The following is a 24,727-nucleotide window of genomic DNA, read 5'->3' on the forward strand; positions in this document are numbered from 1 at the left end:
CCTTCCTCACTCGTGCGAGTGGTCGAGTTATCCACAACCGGATGGTTTTCCCCGGGAATTGAGCAAGATCATCGCGGTTCGGTGAAGTGTCCCATCCTCGTCGCATGGCACTTCGATCACGCTCACGCGATACGAACGCGACCAGCGGCCCCGGCCGGTCTCCCGGCTCCGACGGCCGCTCGGGCCGCCACGTCCCACGACGCCGTTCACCTGGCGGCAGCCCCGGCGGACACCGTCACAGTCATGCCTCGGCGGAGGAGAACCGTCGCCGTGCCGAGGCGCTGTTCGCCGAACGGGCCCGGCTGCAAGGAGACATGCCGCGGGGGCCGCAGTCCGAGCGCGAAGGGCTCGCGGGAGGTCCCTACAACGATGGCGATACCGATGCTGATGCCGGTGGCGGTGGACCTGCTGCCGGTGCCGGTGCGGGTGCCGGTGCGGGTGCGGGTGCGGGTGCGGGTGCGGGTGTCGGTGTCGGCGGTGGCGGGGGCCATAACCAGGTCGATGGCGGGACTCGCGGAGGTGTGGCAGCTCCGGGGCTGGGGTTGTGGCGGGAGCGGGCGGGGCTTGCTCTGCGGGAGCGGATGCCGGTGTGGTTGCAGGCGCGCTGCGGGCTGGAACGCAGGAGCGTGCTCGCGCTCACGGTGCTGTTGGCAGCCGCCGCTGTCCTCGCCGTTCAGCACTTCTGGGTCGGCCGCCCCCAGCCGGTGCGGGCGCCGGAGGTGGTGCGGGCCGCGGCTCCCTATGGCACAGGCAGTCAGAACCCGACGACCGAGCCGCCCGGTTCCACGGGACCACCGGGCCCTGGGGGCACCGCCGGGACCGAGATCGTGGTGGACGTCAGCGGCAAGGTGCGCAAGCCCGGCATCCATCGTCTCCCGGCTGGTTCACGTGTGGTCGACGCGCTGGGCGCGGCCGGCGGTGTGCGACCGGGGACCAACACCGACGGTCTCAACCGCGCGCGCTTCCTCGTCGACGGAGAGCAGGTCGTCGTCGGCGGGCCCGCACCGGGCGGAGTCTCCGGAGGCGGGGCGGGCGCGGTGGGGGGAGCGCCGGGTTCCGCCGGTGCCGGTCCGGGAACAGGACCCGCGGCTCCGGTGTCCCTCAACACGGCCACCGTGGACCAACTGGACACACTGCCCGGTGTGGGGCCCGTGTTGGCGCAGCACATCGTGGACTTCCGGGCGCAGCACGGCGGTTTTCGCTCGGTGGACGAACTGCGCGAGGTCAACGGCATCGGCGAGCGACGCTTCGCCGATCTGCGAAATCTGGTGCGGCCATGAGGACCGAGGACGGGGCGGCGATCGCCGGGGTGCGGGCCGCGCTCGGCTCCGGTGCCCGTCGGACCGTGCACACCACATCCGGCAAGCGACTCGGCGACGCCCACCCGCGTCGGGAAGGCCCGTTGGATCTACGGCTCGTGCCACCAGCGCTCGCGGCGTGGGGGACCGCCGCGTTGACGCTGGGTGCGTCGCCGGAGCTGGTGGGCGGCATCGTGATCGTCAGCCTGCTGACCGGTGCGCTGCTTCTGGTGAGCCGGCGGCGCGGAGCGGGGGACGGCGGGCTGTCCGGAGCGGGTGACGGCGGGCTGGGAGCGGGTGACGGCGGGATGGGCGACGGTGTCGGCGACGCAAGTGGTGTGAGCCGGTGGGCGGGCTCGGCTGCCGTTGGCCGGAAGGCCTGGCCCCGCGTCACCGTAGCCGCCTCACTGCTCTGCGTGGCCGCAGCTGCCGCGTCGGCCGGGCTGCACGGGGCCGACCTGCGGCGGGGGCCGGTTCCGGCACTGGCGCGGGAGTACGCGACCGTCACCGCCGAGGTCGAGATCACGTCCGACCCACGGCTCGCCCGGCCCAGAGTCAGAGGCGACCATCTGACTCCGGACTCCCTTCTGATCGAAGCGGAGGTGCACAGCGTCGAGGGACCTGATCGGACGAAGGTGGCGACGCGGGCTCCGGTGCTGGTGATCGTGGATGTGCGCTCAAGCCGGAACAAATCGGGCTCGCGCCCGGGGTTCGCTGTCAGGAACCGGACAGGGGGTGCCGACGGGAAGGGGGAGCACGGCCTGGCCGGAGCTGAGGCCGGACCCGGAGCTGGTGGCGGTGGCGGTGCCGGCGGCGGGTGGGGTGCCGGGGGAAAGGCAGGGGCGTCGTGGCTCGGGCTGCTGCCGTCGACCCGGGTGCGGGTGACCGGGCGGCTGGTGCTGCCCTTGGCCGGCGGGGACCGGTTCGCGGCTGTCCTGCGGTTGCGGAACCATGCCGAGCCGGTGACGGTGGGGGAACCGACGGCCGTGCAGCGGTGGGCGGGGCGGCTGCGGGCGGGGCTGCGGTCGGCGACCGACGACTTGCCTGCGGACGCGCGGGCGTTGTTGCCGGGGCTGGTCGTCGGGGACACCTCGCGCATCACGCCCGAGCTGGACGAGGCCTTCAAGGACACAGATCTGGCCCACACCCTCGCCGTCTCCGGAAGCAACCTCACGATCATCCTCGCCTTGCTCCTCGGTCCGCCGGGTCTGGCCCAGCAGGTCGAGCGGCGCGGCCTGGCGCCTCGGCTGGGCGTCCCCCTACGGACGACCGCGTTGCTGGGCGGAGCGCTCACGCTCGCGTTCGTCGTCGTGTGCCGTCCCGACCCCAGCGTGCTGCGTGCCGCGGCCTGTGGAGCGATCGTGCTGCTCGCCCTGGTGACCGGTCGCCGCAGATCCCTCATGCCGGCACTCGCGACGGCGGTTCTGCTGCTCGTGCTCTACGACCCCTGGCTGGCCCGGAGTTACGGATTCCTGCTGTCCGTCCTGGCCACCGGTGCGCTGTTGACGCTGGCGCCGAGGTGGAGTGCCGCGTTGCGCCGGCGCCGGGTGCCGCCGCGGCTCGCGGAGGCGCTGGCGGCGGCGGGAGCGGCCCAGGCCCTGTGCGCCCCGGTCGTCGCGGTGCTGTCGGCACGGGTGAGTCTGGTGGCGGTGCCCTGCAATCTCCTGGTGGAGTTCGCGGTCGCGCCGGCGACGGTGTTGGGCTTCGCGGTGCTGGCGACGGCGCCCATGTCGATGCCGCTGGCCAAGGCGCTTGCCTGGCCGGCGAGTTGGCCGGCCGGGTGGATCGCGGATGTCGCACGGGCCGGGGCCTCCTTGCCCGGCGGAGGTGTGGACTGGCCGGGAAGCTGGGGCGGGGCCCTGTTGCTGGCACTCGCCACGGCAGCGGCGGTGCTGCTCGGGCGACGGCTGCTGAGGCACCCGTGGCTTTGCGGGCTCTGCGGGGCGTTGCTGGTGCTCGTGGTGGTGCAGCCGCCGCCGCTGACCAGGGTGCTCACGGGCTGGCCGCCGCCGGGCTGGCGACTGGCGATGTGCGATGTGGGCCAGGGCGACGCGACCGTCCTCGCGGCCGGCGAGGGCGCGGGCGTGGTGGTGGACGCCGGACCGGACCCCAAGCTGGTCGACCAGTGCCTGCGCGCTCTGGGCGTCACCCGGGTGCCGCTCGTCGTGCTCACCCATTTCCACGCCGATCATGTGGCCGGGCTGCCGGGGGTGCTGCGTGGCCGGCCGGTGGGCGCGATCGAGACGACGGGGTTCGAGGACCCCCCGGAGCAGGTGGAGTTCGTGAGGAAGGAGGCCCGGGCGCGCGACGTTCCGGTGATGCGGGCGGTGGCCGGGGAGCGTCGAAGGGCCGGTCCTCTCGACTGGGAGGTGCTGTGGCCGCCACCGAGTCCGGCGCCGGAAGCGGACGGGCCGAACGACGCGAGCGTGACTTTGCTCGTGCGCTCGGCGGGCCTGCGGATGCTGTTGCTCGGAGATCTCGAACCCCCGGCCCAGCAGGCACTGTTGCGATCACCGGCGGCGGCGTCGGTGCGCGGAGTGGATGTGCTCAAGGTGGCGCACCACGGCTCGGCCTACCAGGACCCCGGTCTCATACGACTCGTCGCGCCACGGTTGGCGCTGATCTCGTGCGGCGTGGGCAACCCGTACGGGCACCCGGCGCCCAGCACGGTCGCGGCGCTGCGTGCGGGAGGCGCGGTCGTGCTGCGGACGGACCGGGACGGGGCGCTGGCGGTCGTCGCGGACGGGGGCGGGGACATACGGGTGGCGCGAGACTGAGGACATGGATCCCGCACAGGCCGACCATGAGACGCCCGAACCCTCCGACCAGCACGCTGCCCCCGTCTCCCAGCCGTCTGTCCCCCAGCCGTCTGTCACCCATCCACCCGTCCCCCCTCCACCCGCCTCGCAGCCACCCGCCTCCCAGCCACCTGCCTCGCAGCCACCCGTCTCCCGGCCGCCCGTCAGCAAGCAACCCACCTCGCAGCCACTCGTCCCCTATCCACCCGCCTCGCAGCAACCCGCCTCCCAGCCACCCGTCTCCCATCCGTTGGGGGCCCGGCCGTTTGACACGCGACCCTCGGCTTCCTCGCCCGGGGGTGATCGGTCCGAAGCGGGTCCGGGACTCGACGCTCGCCTGGTCGAGGCCTACCTGCAACGCCTCGGCATCGATGCGCACAGTCCCGCGCCCGGCGCGGATTCCTCCTCCGTCTCCGCACCCGGCTCTGCTCTCGCGCCCACGATCGATCTGCTGCGAGAGCTGCACCTGCGACATCTGCGGGCGGTGCCCTTCGAGAACCTGTCGGTCCATCTCGGCGAGGAGATCGCGCTGGACGAGAGGCGGTTGGCGGCGAAGGTCGTCGAGGCGCACAGGGGAGGGTTCTGTTACGAGCTGAACGGGGCGTTCGGGGCGCTGCTCGCGGCGCTGGGCTTCGAGGTGACGTTGCTGGCGGCTCGGGTGTACGGGGAGGAGGGACGGCTCGGCATCCCTTACGACCATCTCGCGCTGCTGGTGGGGACCGTGGACGCGGGGGAGTGGCTGGCGGACGTCGGGTTCGGGGCCCACAGTCACTACCCGCTGCAGTGGGGGCAGAGTGGTGAACAGCCGGATCCGGGCGGGGTCTTCAGGATCGTCGAGGCGGCTCCGTACGAGGCGGAGGCGGGGAAGGGGGTCGTCCCGGTGGCAGCAGGCGATCGGGATGTGGTGCTGAACGGTGCGCGGGTGTACCGACTGGAGACGCGTCCCCGGGTGCTGCGGGACTTCGTCGCCGGAGCCTGGTGGCACAGCACGTCGCCGGAGTCGCATTTCACGAGGTCGCTGATCTGCTCGCGGGTCGCAGAGGACGGAGGGCGGATCACGCTCAGCGGGCGTCGGCTGAAGGTGACGGGCCCCGACGGGATCAGCCGGGCGGAGGAACTGGGGGATGAGGAGGTTCTGACGGCCTATCGGGAGCGGTTCGGCATCGGCTTGGAACGGGTGCCGAGGGTGCGGGCGGTGGGCCGGACGCGGGGATCGCAGGAGTAGCGGGGGTGGGCCGGACGCGGGGATCGCGGGAGTAGCGGGGGCGGTCCGGACGCGGGGATCGCGGGAGTAGCGGGGGTGGGCCGGACGCGGGGATCGCGGGAGTAACGGGGGTGGGCCGGGGGTCAGGGGCAGGCGTTCGGCGCGTTGAAACTGCGGCGCCCGGTCGGCGGCCGGATGTCTGCCACGGGTTTTCCGGACCTGAGGCGCGGTTCGTCTCGCGCATGCCGGAAAATGGCTCTGTGAGCGATGTGCGACATGTGCTGGTACTGCCTGACCGCGAGGCCGCGGAGGCCGTGGCCCAGGCGCTGGGGGAGCGGTTCGCGGTGAGCGAGGAGCCGCGGATAGTCCGGGACGCCCTGGCCGGGGAGGACGACGCGGAGGACGCGCAGTGGCTCGTCCTGCTGCAGGACGAGGAGCAGCGGCTCGACGTGGGAGCGCTGGACGGGTTCGCGGCGGAGTGGGAGGGGTGGCGCGAGGATCCCTAGCCTCTCCGTAACGCCCCCCCCGGGCCGCTCGCCCGGCCACCGCACCGCACCTCCGCGCCGCCTGCCGCTCCGGCGGTTCGCGCTGCTTTCGCCGTTGCCTTCGCTCCCGCGGTTCGCGCCGCTTCCGCCGTTTGCCTCGCTTCCGCGGTTTCCGCGGCTGGCTGGGGAGACCGGGGAGACCTGGGTGGCAGGGGCTTGGGGCGGGGTGGGTTGTCAGTGCGGCGTGGGATGCTTTCGGGGATGGCCAGGAAGACTGCGAATGACGACCCTCTCGCCTCGGTGACGCTTGCCGTGGGCCAGGAGGACCTGCTGCTCGACCGTGCCGTGCAGGAGGTGGTGGCCGCCGCCCGGGCCGCCGACGCCGACACGGACGTACGGGACCTGAGTTCGGACCAGCTGCAGCCCGGCACGCTCGCCGAGCTGACCAGCCCCTCGCTCTTCGCTGAACGCAAGGTCGTGGTCGTACGCAACGCGCACGACCTGTCCGCCGACACGGTCAAGGACGTCAAGGCGTACCTCGGGGCGCCCGCCGAGGAGATCACGCTCGTGCTGCTGCACGCGGGCGGGGCCAAGGGCAAGGGGTTGCTGGACGCCGCGCGCAAGGCGGGCGCGCGGGAGGTGGCCTGCCCGAAGATGACCAAGCCGGCGGACCGGCTGGCCTTCGTCCGACAGGAGTTCCGGGCGACCGGGAGGTCGGCGACGCCCGAGGCGTGCCAGGCACTGGTCGACGCCATCGGCAGCGATCTGCGGGAGCTGGCGTCGGCCGTGTCCCAGCTGGTCGCCGACGTCGAGGGGACCATCGACGAGGCCGTGGTCGGGCGGTACTACACCGGGCGGGCCGAAGCGTCGAGCTTCACCGTCGCCGATCGGGCGGTGGAAGGACGGGCCGCCGAGGCGCTGGAGGCGCTGCGCTGGTCGCTGGCCACCGGCGTCGCGCCCGTGCTGATCACCAGCGCGCTCGCTCAGGGCGTGCGGGCCATCGGCAAGCTGTCCTCGGCGCGCGGCGGCCGTCCCGCCGACCTCGCGCGGGAGCTCGGCATGCCGCCCTGGAAGATCGACCGGGTGAGACAGCAGATGCGCGGCTGGACGCCGGACGGGGTGGCCGTCGCGCTGCGGGCGGTGGCCGAGGCGGACGCCGGGGTGAAGGGCGGGGGCGACGATCCCGAGTACGCCCTGGAGAAGGCGGTCGTGACCATCGCGCGGGCCGCCCGCTCCGGCGGACGCGGCTAGAGCCTGTCGTTCGGGGCGGTTCCCACCCCCGTGCCGATCCCCTCTGCTGATCCCTGCAATCAATCCCTGCATCAATCCCTGCATCGATCCCTGCATCGATCCCTGCATCGAGGCCTTCGCCGGTTCTGCTCAGCCTTCGCCGATTCCGCGCTGATCCACTGGCCCTGCCCGCGCAGGGGAGGAGAATCGGAATCGGACGTACCAGCCGCACGTCGCCGGCTAGGGAAAGGTGGCGATCGACATGGCTGAACACCCGCACGTGGCCCTGATCCGCAAGGGGTACGACGCTTTCTCCCGTGGGGACATGGACGCCCTGCGCGACATGATGACGGGCGACTGCACACACCATGTGCCCGGTTCCCACCCGCTCTCCGGGGACTTCAAGGGCCTCGACGCGATCACCGACATGTACGGCAGACTCTTCGCGGAGACGGCCGGGACGATGCGCGTCGAGTTGCGCAACGTGCTGGTCGACGGCCGAGGGCACGCCGTCGCGATGCACTGCTCCACAGCCGACCGCAAGGGCAGGCACCTGGAGGAGGACGGGTGCATCGTCTTCCGGATCGTCGGCGACAAGATCACCGATCTCGACGAGTGCGTGCAGGACATCGACATGAGCAACGACTTCTGGTCGTGAGGCCGGCCCGGCAGTGAGGCCGGATTCACCGGTGTCGCATGTCGCACAAAGCGGGTCGCATATAGCGAGTCGCACATAGCGGGTCGCGAGTCGCGACCATGCCGAAGGCCCCGGCTCGCGCCCTGGGGAAGGGCGGGGTGCCGGGGCCTGCGAGACAAGCTGTTCAAGCTGGTGAGCCCATACCCGCGTGGCGAACGCAGGCCGCGTACGGGCTCGGGGTGCCGGACGGGAGCGGATGAGAGGGCCCGCTCTGGTCCCTCCGGCGGTCAGATCAGTTGAGGGTTCAGCCCTTGAGGGTCGCGACCTTCGAAGCAAGCGCCGACTTCTTGTTGGCGGCCTGGTTCTTGTGGATGACGCCCTTCGAGACGGCCTTGTCGAGCTGACGCGCGGCAGCGCGCTGGTACTCGGTGGCCTTCTCGACGTCACCCGCGGCAGCGGCCTCGCGGGCCTTGCGGATCGCGGTCTTCAGGGAGGACTTGACGGCCTTGTTGCGCAGCCGGGCCTTCTCGTTGGTCTTGATCCGCTTGATCTGGGACTTGATGTTCGCCACGAATGAGCCTTTGCAGGTTCAGGCGCGGGGCCGTGAAGGTCCCGTGCCAGGTGATTTTCTGAGGTGTGCCTCGTGCTGAGAGGGCATGAGACACAGCTGCCCAGACTACCAGTGGTGCCGCGAGTGGCCCAAACCGGTCCCCGGTCGCCGCCCATGGGACCATGGAGCCTACGTATCGATCCGACCCGAGGCATAAGGCGCCTCAAGAGACAGGACCCTGCGTGCCCGCGACCCCTAAGACTGCGCCCGAGCCGAGCCGTACCGCCCCGGCTCTGATCCGCAATTTCTGCATCATCGCGCACATCGACCACGGCAAGTCCACGCTCGCCGACCGGATGCTCCAGCTGACCGGCGTGGTCGAGCAGCGGCAGATGCGTGCTCAGTACCTCGACCGGATGGACATCGAGCGCGAGCGCGGCATCACGATCAAGTCCCAGGCCGTGCGTCTGCCCTGGGCCCCGACTCAGGATCCGGGCAACACGCACATCCTCAACATGATCGACACCCCGGGGCACGTCGACTTCACCTACGAGGTCTCGCGGTCGCTCGCCGCCTGTGAGGGGACCGTCCTCCTCGTCGACGCCGCCCAGGGCATCGAGGCCCAGACCCTCGCCAACCTGTACCTGGCGATGGAGAACGACCTCACGATCATCCCCGTGCTGAACAAGATCGACCTGCCGGCCGCGCAGCCGGAGAAGTTCGCGGAGGAGCTCGCCAACCTGGTCGGCTGCGACCCGGACGACGTCCTGCGGGTGTCGGCCAAGACCGGTCTCGGCGTCGACGCGCTGCTCGACAGGGTCGTCAAGGAGATCCCGGCGCCGGTCGGCGTCGCCGACGCTCCCGCCCGCGCGATGATCTTCGACTCGGTCTACGACTCCTACCGCGGCGTCGTGACGTACGTCCGCGTCATCGACGGCCAGCTCAACAAGCGTGAGCGCATCCGCATGATGTCGACGAACGCCACGCACGAGCTGCTGGAGATCGGCACCAACTCGCCCGAGATGCTCTCCGCGGACGGCCTCGGCGTGGGCGAGGTGGGCTATCTGATCACCGGTGTGAAGGATGTGCGCCAGTCCAAGGTCGGTGACACCATCACCACCCTGCACAAGGGGGCGACCCAGGCTCTCGGCGGTTACAAGGACCCGAAGCCGATGGTCTTCTCGGGTCTGTATCCGCTGGACGGCTCCGACTACCCCGAACTGCGCGACGCCCTCGACAAGCTGCAGCTCAACGACGCCGCGCTGGTCTACGAGCCGGAGACCTCCGCGGCCCTCGGCTTCGGTTTCCGCGTCGGCTTCCTCGGCCTGCTGCACCTCGACGTGATCCGTGAGCGGCTGGAGCGCGAGTTCGGCCTCGACCTCATCGCCACCGCGCCGAACGTGGTCTACCGGGTGGTCATGGAGGACGGCTCCGAGCACGTCGTCACCAATCCGAGCGAGTTCCCCGAGGGCAAGATCTCGGAGGTGTACGAGCCGGTCGTGCGCGCCACCATCCTGGCGCCGAGCGAGTTCATCGGCTCGATCATGGAGCTGTGCCAGACCCGGCGCGGTGTGCTGCTCGGCATGGACTACCTCTCCGAGGACCGCGTCGAGATCCGCTACACGCTCCCCCTCGCGGAGATCGTCTTCGACTTCTTCGACCAGCTGAAGTCCAAGACCCGCGGCTACGCCTCGCTCGACTACGAGCCCACCGGCGAGCAGACCTCCAGCCTGGTCAAGGTCGACATCCTGCTGCACGGCGACAAGGTCGACGCCTTCTCCGCGATCACCCACAAGGACGCCGCGTACGCCTACGGTGTGCGGCTGGTCGCCAAGTTGCGCGAGCTCATCCCGCGGCAGGCCTTCGAGGTGCCCATCCAGGCGGCCGTCGGCTCCCGGGTCATCGCCCGCGAGACCATCCGCGCCATCCGCAAGGACGTGCTCGCCAAGTGCTACGGCGGTGACATCTCCCGGAAGCGCAAGCTGCTGGAGAAGCAGAAGGAAGGCAAGAAGCGGATGAAGATGGTGGGTTCCGTGGAGGTTCCGCAGGAAGCCTTCATCGCCGTCCTGAGCAGCGACGACAGCGCGGGGTCGGGCAAGGGCAAGAAATAACCCTCTCGGCGCAGGATTCCAGGGCCCGTCGTGCGTGAGCGCGACGGGCCCTGGCCCTGTATTCAGGAGAAAGTGACTGGCCGGAGCCTCTTACGCGTCGGCCGGTCGCCCTCTACTCTGATCCCTGCTCGGTAGTTACTCGTGAGTTAAACAACAGCCGCCGTCAACAGCAGCCGCGTCGAACGACGCCGCAACGAGCCAGCCGCACCGTCGCGGGTCCCGGAGGATGTCGTGAGCGACACACAGGCACTGATCGAGAACCGTCCGCCGTCCGTCGCGGGCCTCTTCCTGGAGCGCGTGGCGGCCACACCCGACGCGGAGGCCTACCGGTACCCGGTGCCGGCGGCGTCCGGCGAGGGCCCCGACGACTGGAAGGCGCTGAGCTGGGCGCAGGCCGCCGAGCGGGTCTACGCGATCGCGGCCGGCCTCATCGAACTGGGGGTGCGGGCCGAGCAGCGGGTGGCGCTCGCCGCCTCCACCCGGATCGAGTGGATCCTCGCCGACCTCGGCATCATGTGCGCGGGGGCGGCCACGACCACGGTCTACCCGCAGACCAACGCCGAGGAGTCGGCGTTCATCCTCTCGGACTCCGAGAGCCGGGTGCTGATCGCCGAGAACGCGGCCCAGCTCGCCAAGGCGATCGAGAAGCGCGCCGAGCTGCCCGATCTCACCCATGTGGTCGTGATCGACCCGGCCGGTGTGGAGACCGCCGACTGGATCCTCACCCTCGACGAGCTGGAGAAGCGCGGCGCGGCCCGGCTGGAGAAGGAGCCCGGGCTGATCAAGGACCGCGTCGCCGCGATCACCTCCGACCAGCTCGCCACCCTCATCTACACCTCCGGCACCACCGGCCGCCCCAAGGGCGTGCGCCTGCCGCACGACAACTGGTCGTACATGGCGAAGGCGATCGCCGCGACGGGTCTGATCAGCGGCGAAGACGTCCAGTACCTGTGGCTGCCGCTCGCGCACGTCTTCGGCAAGGTCCTCACCTCCGGCCAGATCGAGGTCGGGCACGTCACGGCCGTCGACGGCCGGGTCGACAAGATCATCGAGAATCTGCCGGTCGTCCGGCCGACGTACATGGCCGCCGTGCCGCGCATCTTCGAGAAGGTCTACAACGGCGTCGCCGCCAAGGCCCGCGCCGGCGGCGGAGCAAAGTACAAGATCTTCCAGTGGGCCGCCGGGGTCTCCCGCGAGTACGCCAAGGCCGCGCAGGACAACTTCCGTCGCACCGGCAACATGGCCGTCCCGTTCGGGCTGGGCGCCAAGCACAAGGTGGCCGACGCGCTGGTCTTCGCCAAGATCCGCGAGGCGTTCGGCGGCAACCTGCGCGCCTGCGTCTCCGGGTCCGCCGCCCTCGCACCGGAGATCGGCTACTTCTTCGCCGGCGCCGGCATCCACATCCTGGAGGGCTACGGCCTGACGGAGTCCTCGGCCGCCTCCTTCGTCAACCCCGGCGAGGCCTACCGCACCGGCACGGTCGGCAAGCCGCTGCCCGGCACGGAGGTGCGCATCGCCGACGACGGCGAGATCCTGCTGCGCGGCCCGGGGATCATGGAGGGCTACCACGGGCTCCCCGAGAAGACCGCCGAGGTCCTGGAGGCCGACGGCTGGTTCCACACCGGCGACATCGGCGAGCTCTCGCCCGACGGGTACCTGCGCATCACCGACCGCAAGAAGGACCTGATCAAAACGTCCGGCGGCAAGTACATCGCGCCCGCCGAGGTCGAGGGTCAGTTCAAGGCGGTGTGCCCGTACGTCTCCAACATCCTGGTGCACGGCGCAGACCGGAACTTCTGCACGGCGCTCATCGCCCTGGACGAGCCGTCGATCCTCGACTGGGCGAAGGACAACGGACTGGCCGGGAAGTCGTACGAAGAGGTCGTCGCCGCCCCTGCGACGGTCGAGCTCGTCGACGGCTACGTCCGCCAGCTCAACGAGGGCCTGCAGCGCTGGCAGACCATCAAGAAGTTCCGGCTGCTGCCCCGCGACCTCGACGTCGAGCACGGCGAGATCACACCGAGCCTGAAGCTGAAGCGGCCGGTGGTGGAGCGGGAGTACAAGCACCTGATCGACGAGATGTACGCCGGATCGCGCGAGGCGTGACCCGGGGGGCGCGGGGCGGGGTCCGAACGCTCGGATTCCGCCCCTCAACCGTCCGTCATCGAACAGGTGCGGACACCCGCGCGGCACGCTTCCCGTCCCGGACGGTCCACTTCGGTAACCCAGCGCTCATGACCGGGATCGGTCTGTCACCCTGAGGGCATCCGAACCGTCCGGGGAGCTGCGCATGGGGGCCATTCCGACGCAACGGGAGACCGTCTCCCGGTCCGGCGGCGCGCCCGCGTACGCGCCGGGGCTCCCGTGCACCCGTGCCGCCCTGGCGGGCAGCCCCCTCGCCCCGGGCGCCGCCCGCGATCTGGTGCGCGCCGCGCTCACGGAGTGGGCGGGCCCTGGCCGGCCGCTCGCGGAGGAGCTCGGCGAGCGCCTCGCCCAGGACGCGATACTCGTCGTCAGCGAGCTCGTGACCAACGCCGTCGTGCACGCCGGCACCGATGTGGAGCTGGTGTGCCGGCTGGAGGAGGCGTCCGGCCGTCCCGACGGCTGCCCGGCGGTCGTCGTCGAGGTCTGCGACCATCACCCCTCCAGCACCCCACACGACGGCGTCGGCGAGACGCCGTGCGAGATCCCCGAGTACGGCCGTGGCCTGCGCCTGGTCGCCACGCTCGCCGACGCCTGGGGGGTGACGTACCGCAGGGGGACGAAGACGGTCTGGGCGCGCCTGCTGCCGACCGTCGAGTCCCATGACTGCGACCTCGGCTCCGATCTCGACCGCGATCTCGGCCTGAGTCCGGATCCAGGCCTGGGTCCGGATCCAGGCCTGGGTCCGGATCCAGGCCTGAGTCCGGGTTCCGGCCTGAGTCCGGGTTCCGGCCTGAGTCCGGGTTCCGGCCTGAGTCCGGATCCCGGCCTGGGCCCGGACCCGGATCTCGTCGTCGGCCTCCGCCGTGACCCGACCTCGGACCGTGACCCCGGCCCGGCTCTCGACGGGGACGAGCGCGGCCGCGCCGGGCCCGGACGCGACCGCCGCCCCGACCTCGACGGCCGCGAGAACCCGCACCCGGCCGCCGCCGCGGGCCGGTCGACGGTCCCCGCCCCCGCGGCGCGGCCGGTCGCTCAAGGAGAGCGGGACTGGCTCAACCGCGGCGCCCTCTCCTTCCTCGCCGAGGCGTCCGACCTGTTGGCCGGGCAGCTCGACGAGGACCTGGTGGCCGCGCTGGCCGGCCAGTTGCTCGTGCCGCGGGTCGCCGACTGGTGCGCGGTGTGGCTGGAGGACGAGGTCAGCGGGCGCGGCGAGTGGGCCGGCGGCCCGGGGCCGCGGCTGGCCCGGGTCTGGCACGGCAGCGAGAACCGCATCGAGGAGTTGCGCCGGACGCTGGAGAAGGACCCGCCGTGTCCGCCCGACGGCGGCCCGCGCTCGGGGCCCGAGCCGTTCCCCTGGCCCGGCGCGGCGCTCGGCCAGCACGGCGCGTCGCTCGCCTACCGGCTGATCGCCGGCGGCCGTCCGCTGGGCACGCTGGTGATCGGGCGGGCCGGACCGTTCGCCTTCCCCGACGAGGTCACCGGGCTCGTCGAGGACCTCGGCCGCCGGGTGGCGCTGGCCATCGGGGCCGCCCGCCAGTACGCCCGGCAGGCCACCATCAGCGCTGTCCTGCAGCGCGGGCTGCTGCCCGGCGCGGTCGCCGAGATCCCCGGCGTGCGCAGCGCCGTCGTCTACGAGCCGCGCGAGCAGGGCGGACCGAGCGGCGACTTCTACGACCTGTTCCCGGCGGGGGACGGCCGCTGGTGCTTCGCGGTGGGCGACGTGCAGGGCAAGGGGCCGGAGGCGGCCGTCGTCATCGGCCTGGCCCGGCCCTGGCTGCGGCTGCTGGCCCGCGAGGGCTACGGCGTCGCCGACGTCCTGGACCGTCTCAACCAGCTGCTCCTGGACGACGCGACCGAGGCCGCCGACGCCGCCGCCCGGGCGTTCGTCGGGCCCGTCGCACCGGGCGAGGGCCCGCAGACCCGCTTCCTCTCCCTCCTCTACGGCGAACTGGCCCCCTTCGAGGGCGGCGTCCGCTGCACCTTCGCCTCCGCCGGGCACCCGCTGCCGCTGCTGCTCGGCCCGGACGGCTCGGTCGCCACGGCCGGGCACCCGCAGACCCTGCTGGGCGTCATCGAGGACGTCGCCTACACCTGCGACAGCCTGCGGCTGCGGCCCGGCGACACCCTGCTGTGCGTGACGGACGGCGTCACCGAACGGCGGTCGGGCCTACGCCAGTTCGACGACGAGGCAGGGCTCGCCGCCGCGCTGGCGGGCTGCGTCGGTCTCGACGCGGACCTGATCGCGGAGCGGATCCGCTGCCTGGTCCACGCCTTCGGCGAGCAACCGCCGGAGGACGACCTGGCCCTGCTGGTGCTCCAGGCGGAGTAGCGGGGGCCCGGGCTGCGCCGGGGACGCGCGGGGGAAGCGGGGGGCCGGGCCCGGCGGATGTATCGTCCGGTTCGTGCCGAAGGCAACGAATGTCCCCATCGACGCCCCTCCGCGTCGACGCGTCCTGATCGCCGGCGCGGGAATCGGGCTGACCGTGACCGCCTGTACCCGGGCGGCCGGCCCGCCGCAGCGGGGCGCACCCGGTCCGGGCCATGGCTCCGGCCGTCCCGCCGCCGTCCGCCAGGCCGGCGTGACGACGCCGCGGCAGGCCACCGCGCTGCTCCTGGCCTACGACCTCGATCCCGACGTGCGCGGCGCGGCCGGCGCACGGGCGCTGCGGCAGGTGCTGGCGGACTGGACCGACGCGCTCGCCGAGACCCGGGAGCCGGACGGCTTCGCCGAGGCGCGGCTCACCGCCACGGTCGGCGTCGGACCCCGGCTGCCCGCCCGCCTCGGCGTCACCGCCCCCGCGGCCCTGCGCGAGCTGCCCGCGTTCCCCGGCGACCGTCTCGACCCCGCCCGCTGTGGCGGCGACGTGCTCGTGCAGCTGTGCGCCGACGACTCCGACGCCGCCGAGGAGACCGCCGAGTCCCTCACCCGGCTGGCCGGGGAGACCCTGCGCCCGCGCTGGCGGCAGGCAGGCTTCCTGCCGCCGTCCCCGGACGGCGGCGGCACCCCGCGCGACCTGCTCGGCTTCAGGAACGGCAGCGCCGACCCGAGTCCGCAGGAGTGCGAGCGCTGGGTCTGGTCCGGCGACGCCACCTACCTCGTCGTACGGCGCGTCCACCTGCGGCTGGAGGACTTCGCGCGGCTCGCCGTGCACCGCCAGGAGGAGATCATCGGCCGGCGCCGCTCGACCGGCGGCCCGCTGCCCGGCGGCCCCGAGCACGCCGACGTCGACGTCTTCGCGAAGTCCCCGTCAGGCCGGTACCTCACCCCGGCGCGTTCCCACGTCGGCGTGGTCAGCCACCGGCACGACGGCGGAGCCCGGATGCTGCGCCGCAGCTACTCCTACGCCGACGGCCCCACCGACCAGGGCCTGCTGTTCCTCGCCTTCCTGCGGGACCCGGCGCTGTTCACCCGGGTGCAGCGGCGGATGGCGTCACGCGACGAGCTGAGCGGGTTCACCGAGACCCGGGGCTCGGCGCTGGCGTACGTCCTGCCGGGGGCGCGCCCGGGACGGCCGCTGGGCGCGGAACTGCTGGCCTGAGAGCGCGGCCCCGGGGGCCCGTCCCGTGAGGGGGCCACGTCCCGGCCGCGGGCCGTCGGGGAAGGGAACGCCGGGGCTCGCGGACCGGCTCGGACGGGGACCGGTGCGCCGCGGACCGGCTCGGACGTGCACTGGTGCGCCGCGGACCGGCTCGGACGTGCACCGATGCGCCGCGGACCGGCTCGGACGGGGATCGGTGCGGACGTACGGGACAATGGACGACATGCCTTCCGCACTTCCCGACGGCGAGCCGGTCCCCGACGACGGCGCGCTCCCGGCGCACGCGCTCGCCGGCGCCGCCGACCGCCCCCTCGGGTTCTATCTGCACGTCCCGTACTGCGCGACCCGCTGCGGGTACTGCGACTTCAACACCTACACCGCGACCGAGCTGCGCGGCACCGGCGGGGTCCTCGCCTCGCGCGAGAACTACGCGGACACCCTGATCGACGAGATCCGGCTGGCCCGCAAGGTCCTCGGCGACGACCCGCGCGAGGTCCGCACGGTCTTCATCGGCGGCGGCACGCCGACCCTGCTGGGCGCGTCCGACCTGGTGCGCATGCTGGGCGCGATCCGCGACGAGTTCGGGCTGGCGGCGGACGCGGAGGTGACGACGGAGGCGAACCCGGAGTCCGTGGACCCGGCGTACCTGGCGACGCTGCGCGCGGGCGGCTTCAACCGGGTCTCCTTCGGCATGCAGAGCGCCCGGCAGCACGTGCTGAAGGTCCTCGACCGCACGCACACGCCGGGACGCCCCGAGGCGTGCGTGGCGGAGGCGCGGGCCGCGGGCTTCGACCATGTCAACCTCGACCTGATCTACGGCACCCCGGGCGAGTCGGACGACGACTGGCGGGCGTCCCTGGACGCGGCGCTCGGCGCGGGTCCCGACCATGTCTCGGCCTACGCCCTGATCGTCGAGGAGGGCACGCAGCTCGCCCGCCGCATCCGTCGCGGCGAGGTGCCGATGACGGACGACGACGTCCACGCGGACCGTTATCTGATCGCCGACGAGGTGATGTCGGCGGCGGGCTACGACTGGTACGAGGTCTCCAACTGGGCCGCCACGGAAGCGGGCCGCTGCCTGCACAACGAGCTGTACTGGCGCGGCGCCGACTGGTGGGGCGCCGGGCCGGGGGCGCACTCGCACGTCGGCGGGGTGCGCTGGTGGAACGTCAAGCATCCCGGTGCGTACGCGGCGGCCCTCGCGGGCGGGCGCTCGCCGGGCGCCGGACGGGAGGTGCTCTCGGACGAGGACCGACGGGTCGAGCGGATCCTCCTGGAGCTGCGGCTGCGGGAGGGGGCGCCGCTGGCTCTGCTGCGGCCGGAGGGGCTCGCGGCGTCCCGCCGTGCGCTCGGCGAGGGGCTTCTCCAGCGGGGCGCGTACGACGAGGGGCGGGCGGTGCTGACGCTGCGCGGCCGGCTGCTGGCCGACGCGGTGGTCCGGGACCTCGTGGACTAGACCCGGTTCTCGCGGTGGTCTTGGTTCTCACAGTGGTCCCGGTGGTCCCAGCGGGTCCCGGCGGTCCTGGTGGTCACAGTGGTCCCGGCGGTCCCGGCGGTCCCAGCGGGTCCCGGAGGTCACAGTGATCCCGGAGGTCCCGGTGGTCCCGGTGGTTCCGGTGGTTCCGGTTCTCGCGGTGGTCCCGGTGGCGCCGGGATTTCGTGGCCCGGAGCCCGTCTTCGCCGTGGGCCGGGGCCTCGTGGACCGCGTCCGGGTTCCTCGGTCCGTCGAGCGCCGAGTGGCGCCCGGTAGCGCCCGGTGGCGGGCGTTGGCGGGCGGTGGAAGCGGCGCCCCCGTCCTCACGCGGCCGGAGCGGTGACGAAGTCGATCAGTTCTTCCACCCGGCCCAGCAGTTCCGGCTCCAGGTCCTTGTAGGAGTCCACCCGCTTCAGGATCGCCTGCCACACCGCACCCGTGTTCTCCGACGGCCAGCCCAGGGCCCGGCACACCCCCGTCTTCCAGTCCTGGCCGTGCGGCACGCGCGGCCAGGACTCGATGCCCAGGGACGCCGGCTTCACGGCCTCCCAGACGTCGATGTAGGGGTGGCCGACGACCAGGGCGTGCTCGCTGCTCACCGAGCGGGCGATGCGCCACTCCTTGGTGCCGGGCACGAGGTGGTCCACCAGGACCCCGAGCCGCGCGTCCGGCCCCGGGGCGAACTCCGCGACGATGGACGGCAGGTCGTCGACGCCCCCCAGGTACTCCACGACGACGCCCTCGACGCGCAGGTCGTCGCCCCACACCTTCTCGACCAGCTCGGCGTCGTGCCGGCCCTCCACGTAGATGCGTCCGGCGCGGGCGACACGGGCGCGGGCGCCGGGGACGGCGACCGAGCCGGAGGCGGTGCGGGAGGGACGCGCCGGTCCCGAGGCCGGTCTGACGAGCGTGACCGTCCGGCCCTCCAGCAGGAAGCCCCCCGGTTCCAGCGGGAACACCCGGTGCTTGCCGAAGCGGTCCTCCAGGGTCACCGTGCCCGCCTCGCAGCGGATCACCGCGCCGCAGAACCCGGTGCCGGGCTCCTCCACCACCAGGCCCGGGTCCGCCGGGACCTCCGGGACGGGCTTCGGCTTCTTCCAGGGCGGGGTCAGGTCGGCGGAATACCTGCGCGGGCGCGGGCCCGAGGGGCCCTCGCTGGAAGGGCGGTGGCGGGAGACGGGTGGGCGCATTCGGATGACGATAGGAGAAGTCGCGGGGCGGCGGGAACACGGTCAGCGCGACACGCCGAAACGGGCCGCCAGCGCGTCGCGTTGCGCCCGCACGAACGCGGCGTCCACCGCCGCACCGTGGCCGGGCACGTACACCGCGTCCTCGCCGCCGAGGTCCAGCAGACGGTCGAGGGCGGCGGGCCAGCGGGCGGGGACGGCGTCGGGGCCGGCCTGCGGCTCGCCGGACTCCTCGACGAGGTCGCCGCAGAACACCACCTCCGGCGAGCCGGGGGCGCCGGGGACCAGCACCGCGAGGTCATGGGCGGTGTGGGCGGGGCCGACGTTGGCCAGCAGGACCTGACGGCCGTCGCCCAGGTCCAGGGTCCACTCGCCGCAGACCGGATGGCGGGGGCGGACGAGCGTGTCCACGGCCGCCGTCGCCGCCGTCTCGTCGAGGCCGTTGCGCACCGCGTCCGCCCGCAGCTCCTCGCCCGGCACCGCGTCCGAGCCCACCGCCCCGAAGACCTCCGCCCCCGCGAACGCCGCCGCACCGAACACATGGTCGAAATGGGGGTGGGTGAGCGCGAGATGAGTCACACGCGCGCCGGTCAGTTCCTCGGCCTGCGTCCGCAGCCGCGCCCCCTCGGCCAGGCTGGATCCCGCGTCGACCATCAGCACCGCGCCCGCCCCGACGACCAGTCCCGCCGTGCAGTCCCAGCCCGGCAGCCGCACCCGTCCGACCCCCGCCGCCAGCCGCTCCCATCCGAGCTCTTCCCAAGTCACCGTCATACCGCGACGCTAGCTGGACAACGGTCCAGGAGAGGCCGTCCTTGCCCTGGGTGTACCCCACAGCCGTACACTGGGCCGGGGAACGCTGGCACTCGGGTAGGAAGAGTGCCAGGCGAGACGCCCAGGGGACTGGGGGACGAGATCTTGGAGGTGCGCGCGGATGCTGAGTGAACGCAGGCTCCAGGTGCTGCGCGCCATCGTCCAGGACTACGTCGGCACCGAGGAGCCCGTGGGGTCGAAGGCGCTCACCGAGCGTCACAACCTCGGCGTGTCCCCGGCGACGGTCCGCAACGACATGGCCGCCCTGGAGGACGAGGGGTACATCGCCCAGCCGCACACCAGCGCCGGGCGCATCCCCACGGACAAGGGCTACCGGCTGTTCGTCGACAAGCTGGCCGGCGTCAAGCCCATGACCGGCCCGGAGCGGCGGGCCATCCAGAACTTCCTCGACGGCGCCGTCGACCTCGACGACGTCGTGGCCCGCACGGTACGGCTGCTCGCGCAGCTCACCCGGCAGGTCGCCGTGGTGCAGTACCCGTCCCTGACCCGTTCGACCGTGCGGCACGTGGAGCTTCTCTCGCTCGCGCCCGCGCGCCTGATGCTCGTGCTGATCACGGACACCGGGCGGGTCGAGCAGCGGATGGTGGACTGCCCGGCGCCCTTCGGGGAGTCCTCGGTGGCGGATCTGCGCGCGCGGCTCAACAGCCGGGTCGCGAGCCGCCGGTTCGCCGACGTGCCGCGTCTGGTGGAGGATCTGCCGGACGCCTTCGAGGCCGAGGACCGCGGCACGGTCACGACGGTGCTCTCCACCCTGCTGGAGACGCTCGTCGAGGAGAACGAGGAGCGGTTGATGATCGGCGGCACCGCCAATCTCACTCGCTTCGGACATGACTTTCCCCTCACCATCCGGCCCGTCCTGGAGGCCTTGGAGGAGCAGGTCGTGCTCCTCAAGCTCCTTGGCGAGGCGGGGGATTCGGGCATGACCGTACGCATCGGTCACGAGATCGCCCACGAGGGGCTCAACTCCACTTCTGTGGTGTCGGTCGGCTACGGTTCGGGCAGCGAGGCAGTCGCCAAACTGGGCGTGGTCGGACCGACCCGCATGGATTACCCGGGAACGATGGGAGCGGTACGAGCGGTGGCACGGTACGTCGGACAGATCCTGGCGGAGTCGTAAGTGGCCACGGACTACTACGCCGTTCTCGGCGTGCGCCGCGATGCGTCGCAGGAAGAGATCAAGAAGGCCTTCCGGCGGCTCGCGCGCGAGCTGCACCCGGACGTCAACCCGGATCCGAAGACCCAGGAGCGGTTCAAGGAGATCAACGCCGCTTACGAGGTGTTGTCGGACCCGCAGAAGAAGCAGGTCTACGACCTCGGCGGCGATCCGCTGTCCCAGTCGGGCGGCGGCGCCGGCGGCTTCGGGGCCGGCGGCTTCGGGAACTTCTCGGACATCATGGACGCGTTCTTCGGGACGGCGTCGCAGCGCGGGCCGCGTTCGCGCACCCGGCGCGGCCAGGACGCGATGATCCGGCTGGAGATCGACCTCGAAGAGGCCGCCTTCGGCACCACCAAGGACATCCAGGTCGACACGGCCGTCGTCTGCACCACCTGCAGCGGCGAGGGCGCGGCGCCGGGGACCACGGCCCAGACGTGTGACATGTGCCGCGGCCGCGGCGAGGTGTCGCAGGTGACGCGGTCCTTCCTCGGCCAGGTCATGACCTCGCGGCCGTGCCCGCAGTGCCAGGGCTTCGGCACCGTCGTCCCGACCCCGTGCCCCGAGTGCGCGGGCGACGGCCGGGTGCGCTCGCGGCGCACGCTGACGGTGAAGATCCCGGCCGGCGTCGACAACGGCACCCGCATCCAGCTGGCGGGCGAGGGCGAGGTCGGCCCCGGCGGCGGCCCGGCCGGCGACCTGTACGTGGAGATCCACGAGCTGCCGCACGCGCAGTTCCAGCGCCGCGGCGACGACCTGCACTGCACGGTGACCCTCCCGATGACGGCGGCGTCCCTCGGCACGAAGGTGCCGCTGGAGACGCTGGACGGTCTGGAGGAGGTCGACATCCGGCCCGGCACCCAGTCCGGCCAGTCGATCCCGCTGCACAGCCGGGGCGTCACGCATCTGCGGGGCGGCGGCCGGGGCGACCTCATCGTGCACGTCGAGGTGCAGACGCCGACGAAGCTGGACCCAGAGCAGGAACGGCTGCTGCGCGAGCTGTCCAAGCTGCGGGGCGAGGAGCGGCCCACGGGCCAGTTCCAGCCCGGCCAGCAGGGACTGTTCTCACGGCTGAAGGACGCGTTCAACGGGCGCTGAGCGGAGCCGGGGCCGCCCCCGGTTCGCGCGCGGGCAGGGCGGAAGGGCCGATTCGGACTTGTTCGGAGGACGTGACAACATGCCGTCATGTCCTCCGCGCTGACCGATCTCTTCCCGCACCCGATCGTGCAGGCCCCCATGGCGGGCGGCGTCTCCCTCCCGCGGCTCGCCGCCGCCGTGGCCGAGGCCGGCGGGCTCGGTTTCCTCGCGGCCGGGTACAAGACGGCCGACGGCCTGTACCAGGAGATCAAGCAGCTGCGGAGCCTCACGACCCGTCCCTTCGGCGTGAACCTGTTCCTGCCGCAGCCGGACCACTCCGGCGCGGGCGCCGGCATCGCCGGAGCGGCCGGCGCCACGCCGCCCGCCGCGGGCGCCGTGGAGGTCTACGCCCACCAGCTCGCCGGTGAGGCCGCCTGGTACGGCACCGAGCTGGGCGACCCGGAAAGCGGCCGCGACGACGGCTACGACGCCAAGCTCGCCGTGCTGCTGGACAACCCGGTGGCGGTCGTGTCGTTCCACTTCGGAGTCCCCGGCCCCGATGTGCTGGAGTCCCTGCGGCGCGCGGGAACGTTCACCCTGGTGACGGCGACCACCGTCGAGGAGGCCCTCGCGGTGGAGCGGGCCGGCGCGGGTGCGGTGATCGTGCAGGGCGTGGAGGCCGGCGGTCACCAGGGCTCCCACCGCGACAACCCGGAGAACGACGGCTGCGGCATCGGGCTGCTCTCCCTGGTCGCCCAGGTCCGCGAGTCGGTGCGGCTGCCGATCGTGGCCGCCGGCGGGCTCATGCGCGGCAGCCAGATCGCCGCGGCCCTCGCCGCGGGCGCGAGCGCGGCCCAGCTGGGCACCGCGTTCCTCGCCACGCCCGAGTCCGGCGCGCCCGCCGTGCACAAGCAGGCCCTGACCAACCCCCTCTTCGTACGCACCGAACTGACCCGCGCCTTCTCCGGCCGTCCCGCGCGCGGCCTGGTCAACCGCTTCCTGCGCGAGCACGGCCCGTACGCGCCCGCCGCCTACCCGGAGGTCCACCACCTGACCGCGCCGCTGCGCAAGGCGGCCGCCAAGGCGGGTGACGCCCAGGGCATGGCGCTGTGGGCCGGACAGGGGCACCGCATGGCCCGCGAGCTGCCCGCCGGACAGCTCGTGGAGGTCCTGATGTCCGAACTCGTCGAAGCCCGGACGGTGTTGTCGAGGTTCCCGGCCGGTGACGGAGGCCGGTCGTGACCGCCCCCGTCTTCGTCGTCGACGAACTCCCCGGCGCCCGCTCCGCGTTCGTGCTGGACGGTCCCGAGGGCCGGCACGCCGTCTCCGTGAAGCGGCTGCACGCCGGCGAGGAGGTCGTCCTCACCGACGGCGCCGGCCGCTGGGCGCGCGGCGAGGTCGTCGCCACCGAGGGCAGGGACCGGCTGGTGGTGAGCCTCGGGGAGGTGACCGAGGAGGCCGCCGAGTCGCCCCGGATCACCGTCGTCCAGGCCCTGCCCAAGGGCGACCGGGGTGAACTGGCCGTCGAGACGATGACCGAGACCGGCGTCGACGCGATCGTGCCGTGGGCGGCCTCGCGCTGCATCACGCAGTGGAAGGGCGAGCGCGGGCTGAAGGCGCTCGCCAAGTGGCGGGCCACCGCCCGCGAGGCCGGCAAGCAGTCGCGTCGGGTCCGGTTCCCCGAGGTCGCCGAGGCGTCGACGACCAAGCAGGTGGCGGCGCTTGTGGCCAGGGCGGACTTCGCCGCCGTCCTGCACGAGGACCGCGCCTACCCCAGTGCGCCCCTGGCGACCGCCGAACTGCCGTCCGCGGGTGAGATCGTGCTGATCGTGGGCCCCGAAGGAGGCGTGTCCCCTGAGGAGTTGGCGCTGTTCGAGGAGGCGGGCGCGAAGGCGCACCGTCTGGGACGTAGCGTGTTGCGCACGTCGACCGCCGGCACGGCCGCGACCGCGCTGCTGCTCGGCCGCACCGGCCGCTGGTCCTGACCCCTGGGGGACACCGTGGAACTCGCCCAAGTCCGGCTGCTCGTCACCGACTTCGCCGCCTGCTATCGCTTCTACGCCGACGTGCTCGGCCTCAAGCCGCAGTCGGGCGCGACGGACGGGCCGTACGAGAAGTTCAGCTTCGCCGCCGGCTCGGCCGGCATCGCCCTGCAGGACCGGGCGATGATGGCCGAGATCCTCGGCGAACTCGGCGACGCGGCGAGCGGGCACCGCTCCCTGGTGGTGCTGCGCGTCGACGACCTGGACGCGTACTGCGCGCGGGTCACCGCCCGGGGCGCGGTCCTGCTGCAGGGCCCGGCGCCGATGACCGACCGGATGCGGGTCGCCCACCTCAAGGACCCCGAGGGCAACCTGGTGGAGCTTCAGCAGTGGCTCCTGCTGCGCGGCTGAGCCTCACCGCGGCCCCGACCGCCGGCGACGGCGTCCCGCGCGGAACGTGACCGCATGCGGGCTACCGGACCGCCTGCCGGGGTGGCACGCTGCCCTGCATGGGGGCTTTGAGGCGTATGTGGGTTCTTCCGGCGGCGGCCGTGGCCGCGCTGGGCGTCGTGGCGTGCGAGCCGGGCGGGCTGAGCAGCATGTCGATCGCGTACACCGCCGACGAGGCGGCGACCGCGGAGATCCAGCGGCGGGACGTGAACGTGCGCTGGCTGACCTGCACGGCCCGGTACGAGGAGCAGGGCCGGTCAGGTGCCGCCGCCTCCGTCGACTGCCGGGGCAGGACCGGCGACGGCCGGGACATCACCGTCACCGGGAAGGTCGCCCGGGCGGTCGACGGAGCCTGCGTGCGCGGAGATCTGGCCGCCGTCGTGGGCAGGAAACAGCTGTTCCGGGTGAGCGGGCTCGGCGACTGCGGATCCGCGACGCCGTCGCCGGTGGCCCCGTCGCCCGGCGGGACGGCCGGCTCGGCGCGCCCCGGCGCCCGGCCGACGGTCACCGTGACCGTGACCGTCACCGAGACCGTGCACGCGGGCGGCGCGGGGAAGTGATCGAAACCCCTGACCA

20 protein-coding genes are annotated in these 24,727 nt (G+C 72.8%); 17 read left to right on the forward strand and 3 right to left on the reverse strand.

The features are described from left to right. Nucleotides 1-104: 104 nt before the first annotated feature. The 6 genes from ACFVYK_RS03575 (at nt 105) to ACFVYK_RS03600 (ending at nt 7,673) form a co-directional block, all read left to right on the forward strand. Nucleotides 105-1,280: a helix-hairpin-helix domain-containing protein gene (locus ACFVYK_RS03575; RefSeq protein WP_389768020.1), complete on the forward strand. Its 1,176-nt coding sequence runs from the start codon at nt 105-107 to the stop codon at nt 1,278-1,280. After that, complete coding sequence (locus tag ACFVYK_RS03580; protein WP_389768022.1) at nt 1,277-4,075, forward strand: ComEC/Rec2 family competence protein; 2,799 nt, start codon at nt 1,277-1,279, stop codon at nt 4,073-4,075. The genes ACFVYK_RS03575 and ACFVYK_RS03580 overlap by 4 nt, the downstream gene beginning before the upstream one ends. Nucleotides 4,076-4,433: 358 nt before the next feature. After that, nucleotides 4,434-5,321 carry an arylamine N-acetyltransferase gene (locus ACFVYK_RS03585; protein WP_389768107.1) on the forward strand — a complete coding sequence of 296 codons (888 nt, stop codon included), beginning with the start codon at nt 4,434-4,436 and terminating at the stop codon, nt 5,319-5,321. A gap of 239 nt (nt 5,322-5,560) precedes the next feature. Beyond that, entirely contained in the window at nt 5,561-5,806 is a 246-nt protein-coding gene (locus tag ACFVYK_RS03590; RefSeq protein WP_389768024.1) for a hypothetical protein, read from the forward strand. A 240-nt stretch (nt 5,807-6,046) separates the two neighbouring features. Beyond that, the gene (holA, locus tag ACFVYK_RS03595; RefSeq protein WP_389768026.1) at nt 6,047-7,036 is read left to right on the forward strand and encodes a DNA polymerase III subunit delta; all 990 of its coding nucleotides are present in this window, start codon (nt 6,047-6,049) and stop codon (nt 7,034-7,036) included. A 241-nt stretch (nt 7,037-7,277) separates the two neighbouring features. Next, on the forward strand, nt 7,278-7,673 hold the full coding sequence (locus ACFVYK_RS03600) for a nuclear transport factor 2 family protein (protein WP_389768028.1): 396 nt from the start codon (nt 7,278-7,280) through the stop codon (nt 7,671-7,673). A gap of 283 nt (nt 7,674-7,956) precedes the next feature. On the opposite strand, the gene rpsT is transcribed toward ACFVYK_RS03600, so the two are convergent. Continuing rightward, nucleotides 7,957-8,223 carry a 30S ribosomal protein S20 gene (gene rpsT, locus ACFVYK_RS03605; RefSeq protein ID WP_053750780.1) on the reverse strand — a complete coding sequence of 89 codons (267 nt, stop codon included), beginning with the start codon at nt 8,221-8,223 and terminating at the stop codon, nt 7,957-7,959. A gap of 221 nt (nt 8,224-8,444) precedes the next feature. Between rpsT and lepA the strand changes: the two genes are divergently transcribed. From lepA to hemW, 5 genes are all read left to right on the forward strand, one after another. Beyond that, nucleotides 8,445-10,313, forward strand: a complete 1,869-nt coding sequence (gene lepA, locus ACFVYK_RS03610) for a translation elongation factor 4 (RefSeq protein ID WP_389768030.1) — start codon at nt 8,445-8,447, stop codon at nt 10,311-10,313. 231 nt (nt 10,314-10,544) lie between these two features. After that, complete coding sequence (locus tag ACFVYK_RS03615) at nt 10,545-12,419, forward strand: AMP-dependent synthetase/ligase (protein WP_389768032.1); 1,875 nt, start codon at nt 10,545-10,547, stop codon at nt 12,417-12,419. A 184-nt stretch (nt 12,420-12,603) separates the two neighbouring features. Beyond that, entirely contained in the window at nt 12,604-14,787 is a 2,184-nt protein-coding gene (locus ACFVYK_RS03620) for a SpoIIE family protein phosphatase (RefSeq protein ID WP_389768034.1), read from the forward strand. Between the two features lie 73 nt (nt 14,788-14,860). Beyond that, nucleotides 14,861-15,997: a Dyp-type peroxidase gene (locus tag ACFVYK_RS03625; RefSeq protein WP_389768036.1), complete on the forward strand. Its 1,137-nt coding sequence runs from the start codon at nt 14,861-14,863 to the stop codon at nt 15,995-15,997. 223 nt (nt 15,998-16,220) lie between these two features. Continuing rightward, nucleotides 16,221-17,453 (forward strand): radical SAM family heme chaperone HemW, encoded by a 1,233-nt coding sequence (gene hemW, locus ACFVYK_RS03630; RefSeq protein WP_389768038.1) that lies wholly within the window; start codon nt 16,221-16,223, stop codon nt 17,451-17,453. Nucleotides 17,454-17,794: 341 nt separating this feature from the next. Here the strand turns inward: hemW and ACFVYK_RS03635 are convergent, their stop codons facing one another. After that, on the reverse strand, nt 17,795-18,661 hold the full coding sequence (locus ACFVYK_RS03635; protein WP_389768040.1) for a DUF3097 domain-containing protein: 867 nt from the start codon (nt 18,659-18,661) through the stop codon (nt 17,795-17,797). A 42-nt stretch (nt 18,662-18,703) separates the two neighbouring features. Next, entirely contained in the window at nt 18,704-19,429 is a 726-nt protein-coding gene (locus ACFVYK_RS03640; RefSeq protein ID WP_389768042.1) for an MBL fold metallo-hydrolase, read from the reverse strand. A gap of 160 nt (nt 19,430-19,589) precedes the next feature. On the opposite strand from ACFVYK_RS03640, the gene hrcA reads away from it, so the two are divergent. From hrcA to ACFVYK_RS03670, 6 genes are all read left to right on the forward strand, one after another. Next, nucleotides 19,590-20,606 carry a heat-inducible transcriptional repressor HrcA gene (gene hrcA / locus ACFVYK_RS03645; protein WP_389768044.1) on the forward strand — a complete coding sequence of 339 codons (1,017 nt, stop codon included), beginning with the start codon at nt 19,590-19,592 and terminating at the stop codon, nt 20,604-20,606. Next, nucleotides 20,607-21,740 (forward strand): molecular chaperone DnaJ, encoded by a 1,134-nt coding sequence (dnaJ, locus tag ACFVYK_RS03650; protein ID WP_389768046.1) that lies wholly within the window; start codon nt 20,607-20,609, stop codon nt 21,738-21,740. It abuts the gene before it with no gap. Between the two features lie 87 nt (nt 21,741-21,827). Further along, nucleotides 21,828-22,961 (forward strand): nitronate monooxygenase, encoded by a 1,134-nt coding sequence (locus ACFVYK_RS03655; RefSeq protein ID WP_389768047.1) that lies wholly within the window; start codon nt 21,828-21,830, stop codon nt 22,959-22,961. After that, on the forward strand, nt 22,958-23,704 hold the full coding sequence (locus ACFVYK_RS03660) for a 16S rRNA (uracil(1498)-N(3))-methyltransferase (RefSeq protein ID WP_389768049.1): 747 nt from the start codon (nt 22,958-22,960) through the stop codon (nt 23,702-23,704). The genes ACFVYK_RS03655 and ACFVYK_RS03660 overlap by 4 nt, the downstream gene beginning before the upstream one ends. Nucleotides 23,705-23,719: 15 nt before the next feature. Beyond that, nucleotides 23,720-24,112, forward strand: a complete 393-nt coding sequence (locus tag ACFVYK_RS03665; RefSeq protein ID WP_389768051.1) for a VOC family protein — start codon at nt 23,720-23,722, stop codon at nt 24,110-24,112. Nucleotides 24,113-24,210: 98 nt separating this feature from the next. Continuing rightward, a complete protein-coding gene (locus ACFVYK_RS03670) occupies nt 24,211-24,711 on the forward strand; it encodes a hypothetical protein (protein ID WP_389768053.1) in 501 nt (166 codons plus the stop codon). Nucleotides 24,712-24,727 lie beyond the last annotated feature (16 nt).

It is taken from the genome of Streptomyces sp. NPDC058291 (assembly GCF_042880855.1).
Taxonomy (GTDB): domain Bacteria; phylum Actinomycetota; class Actinomycetes; order Streptomycetales; family Streptomycetaceae; genus Streptomyces.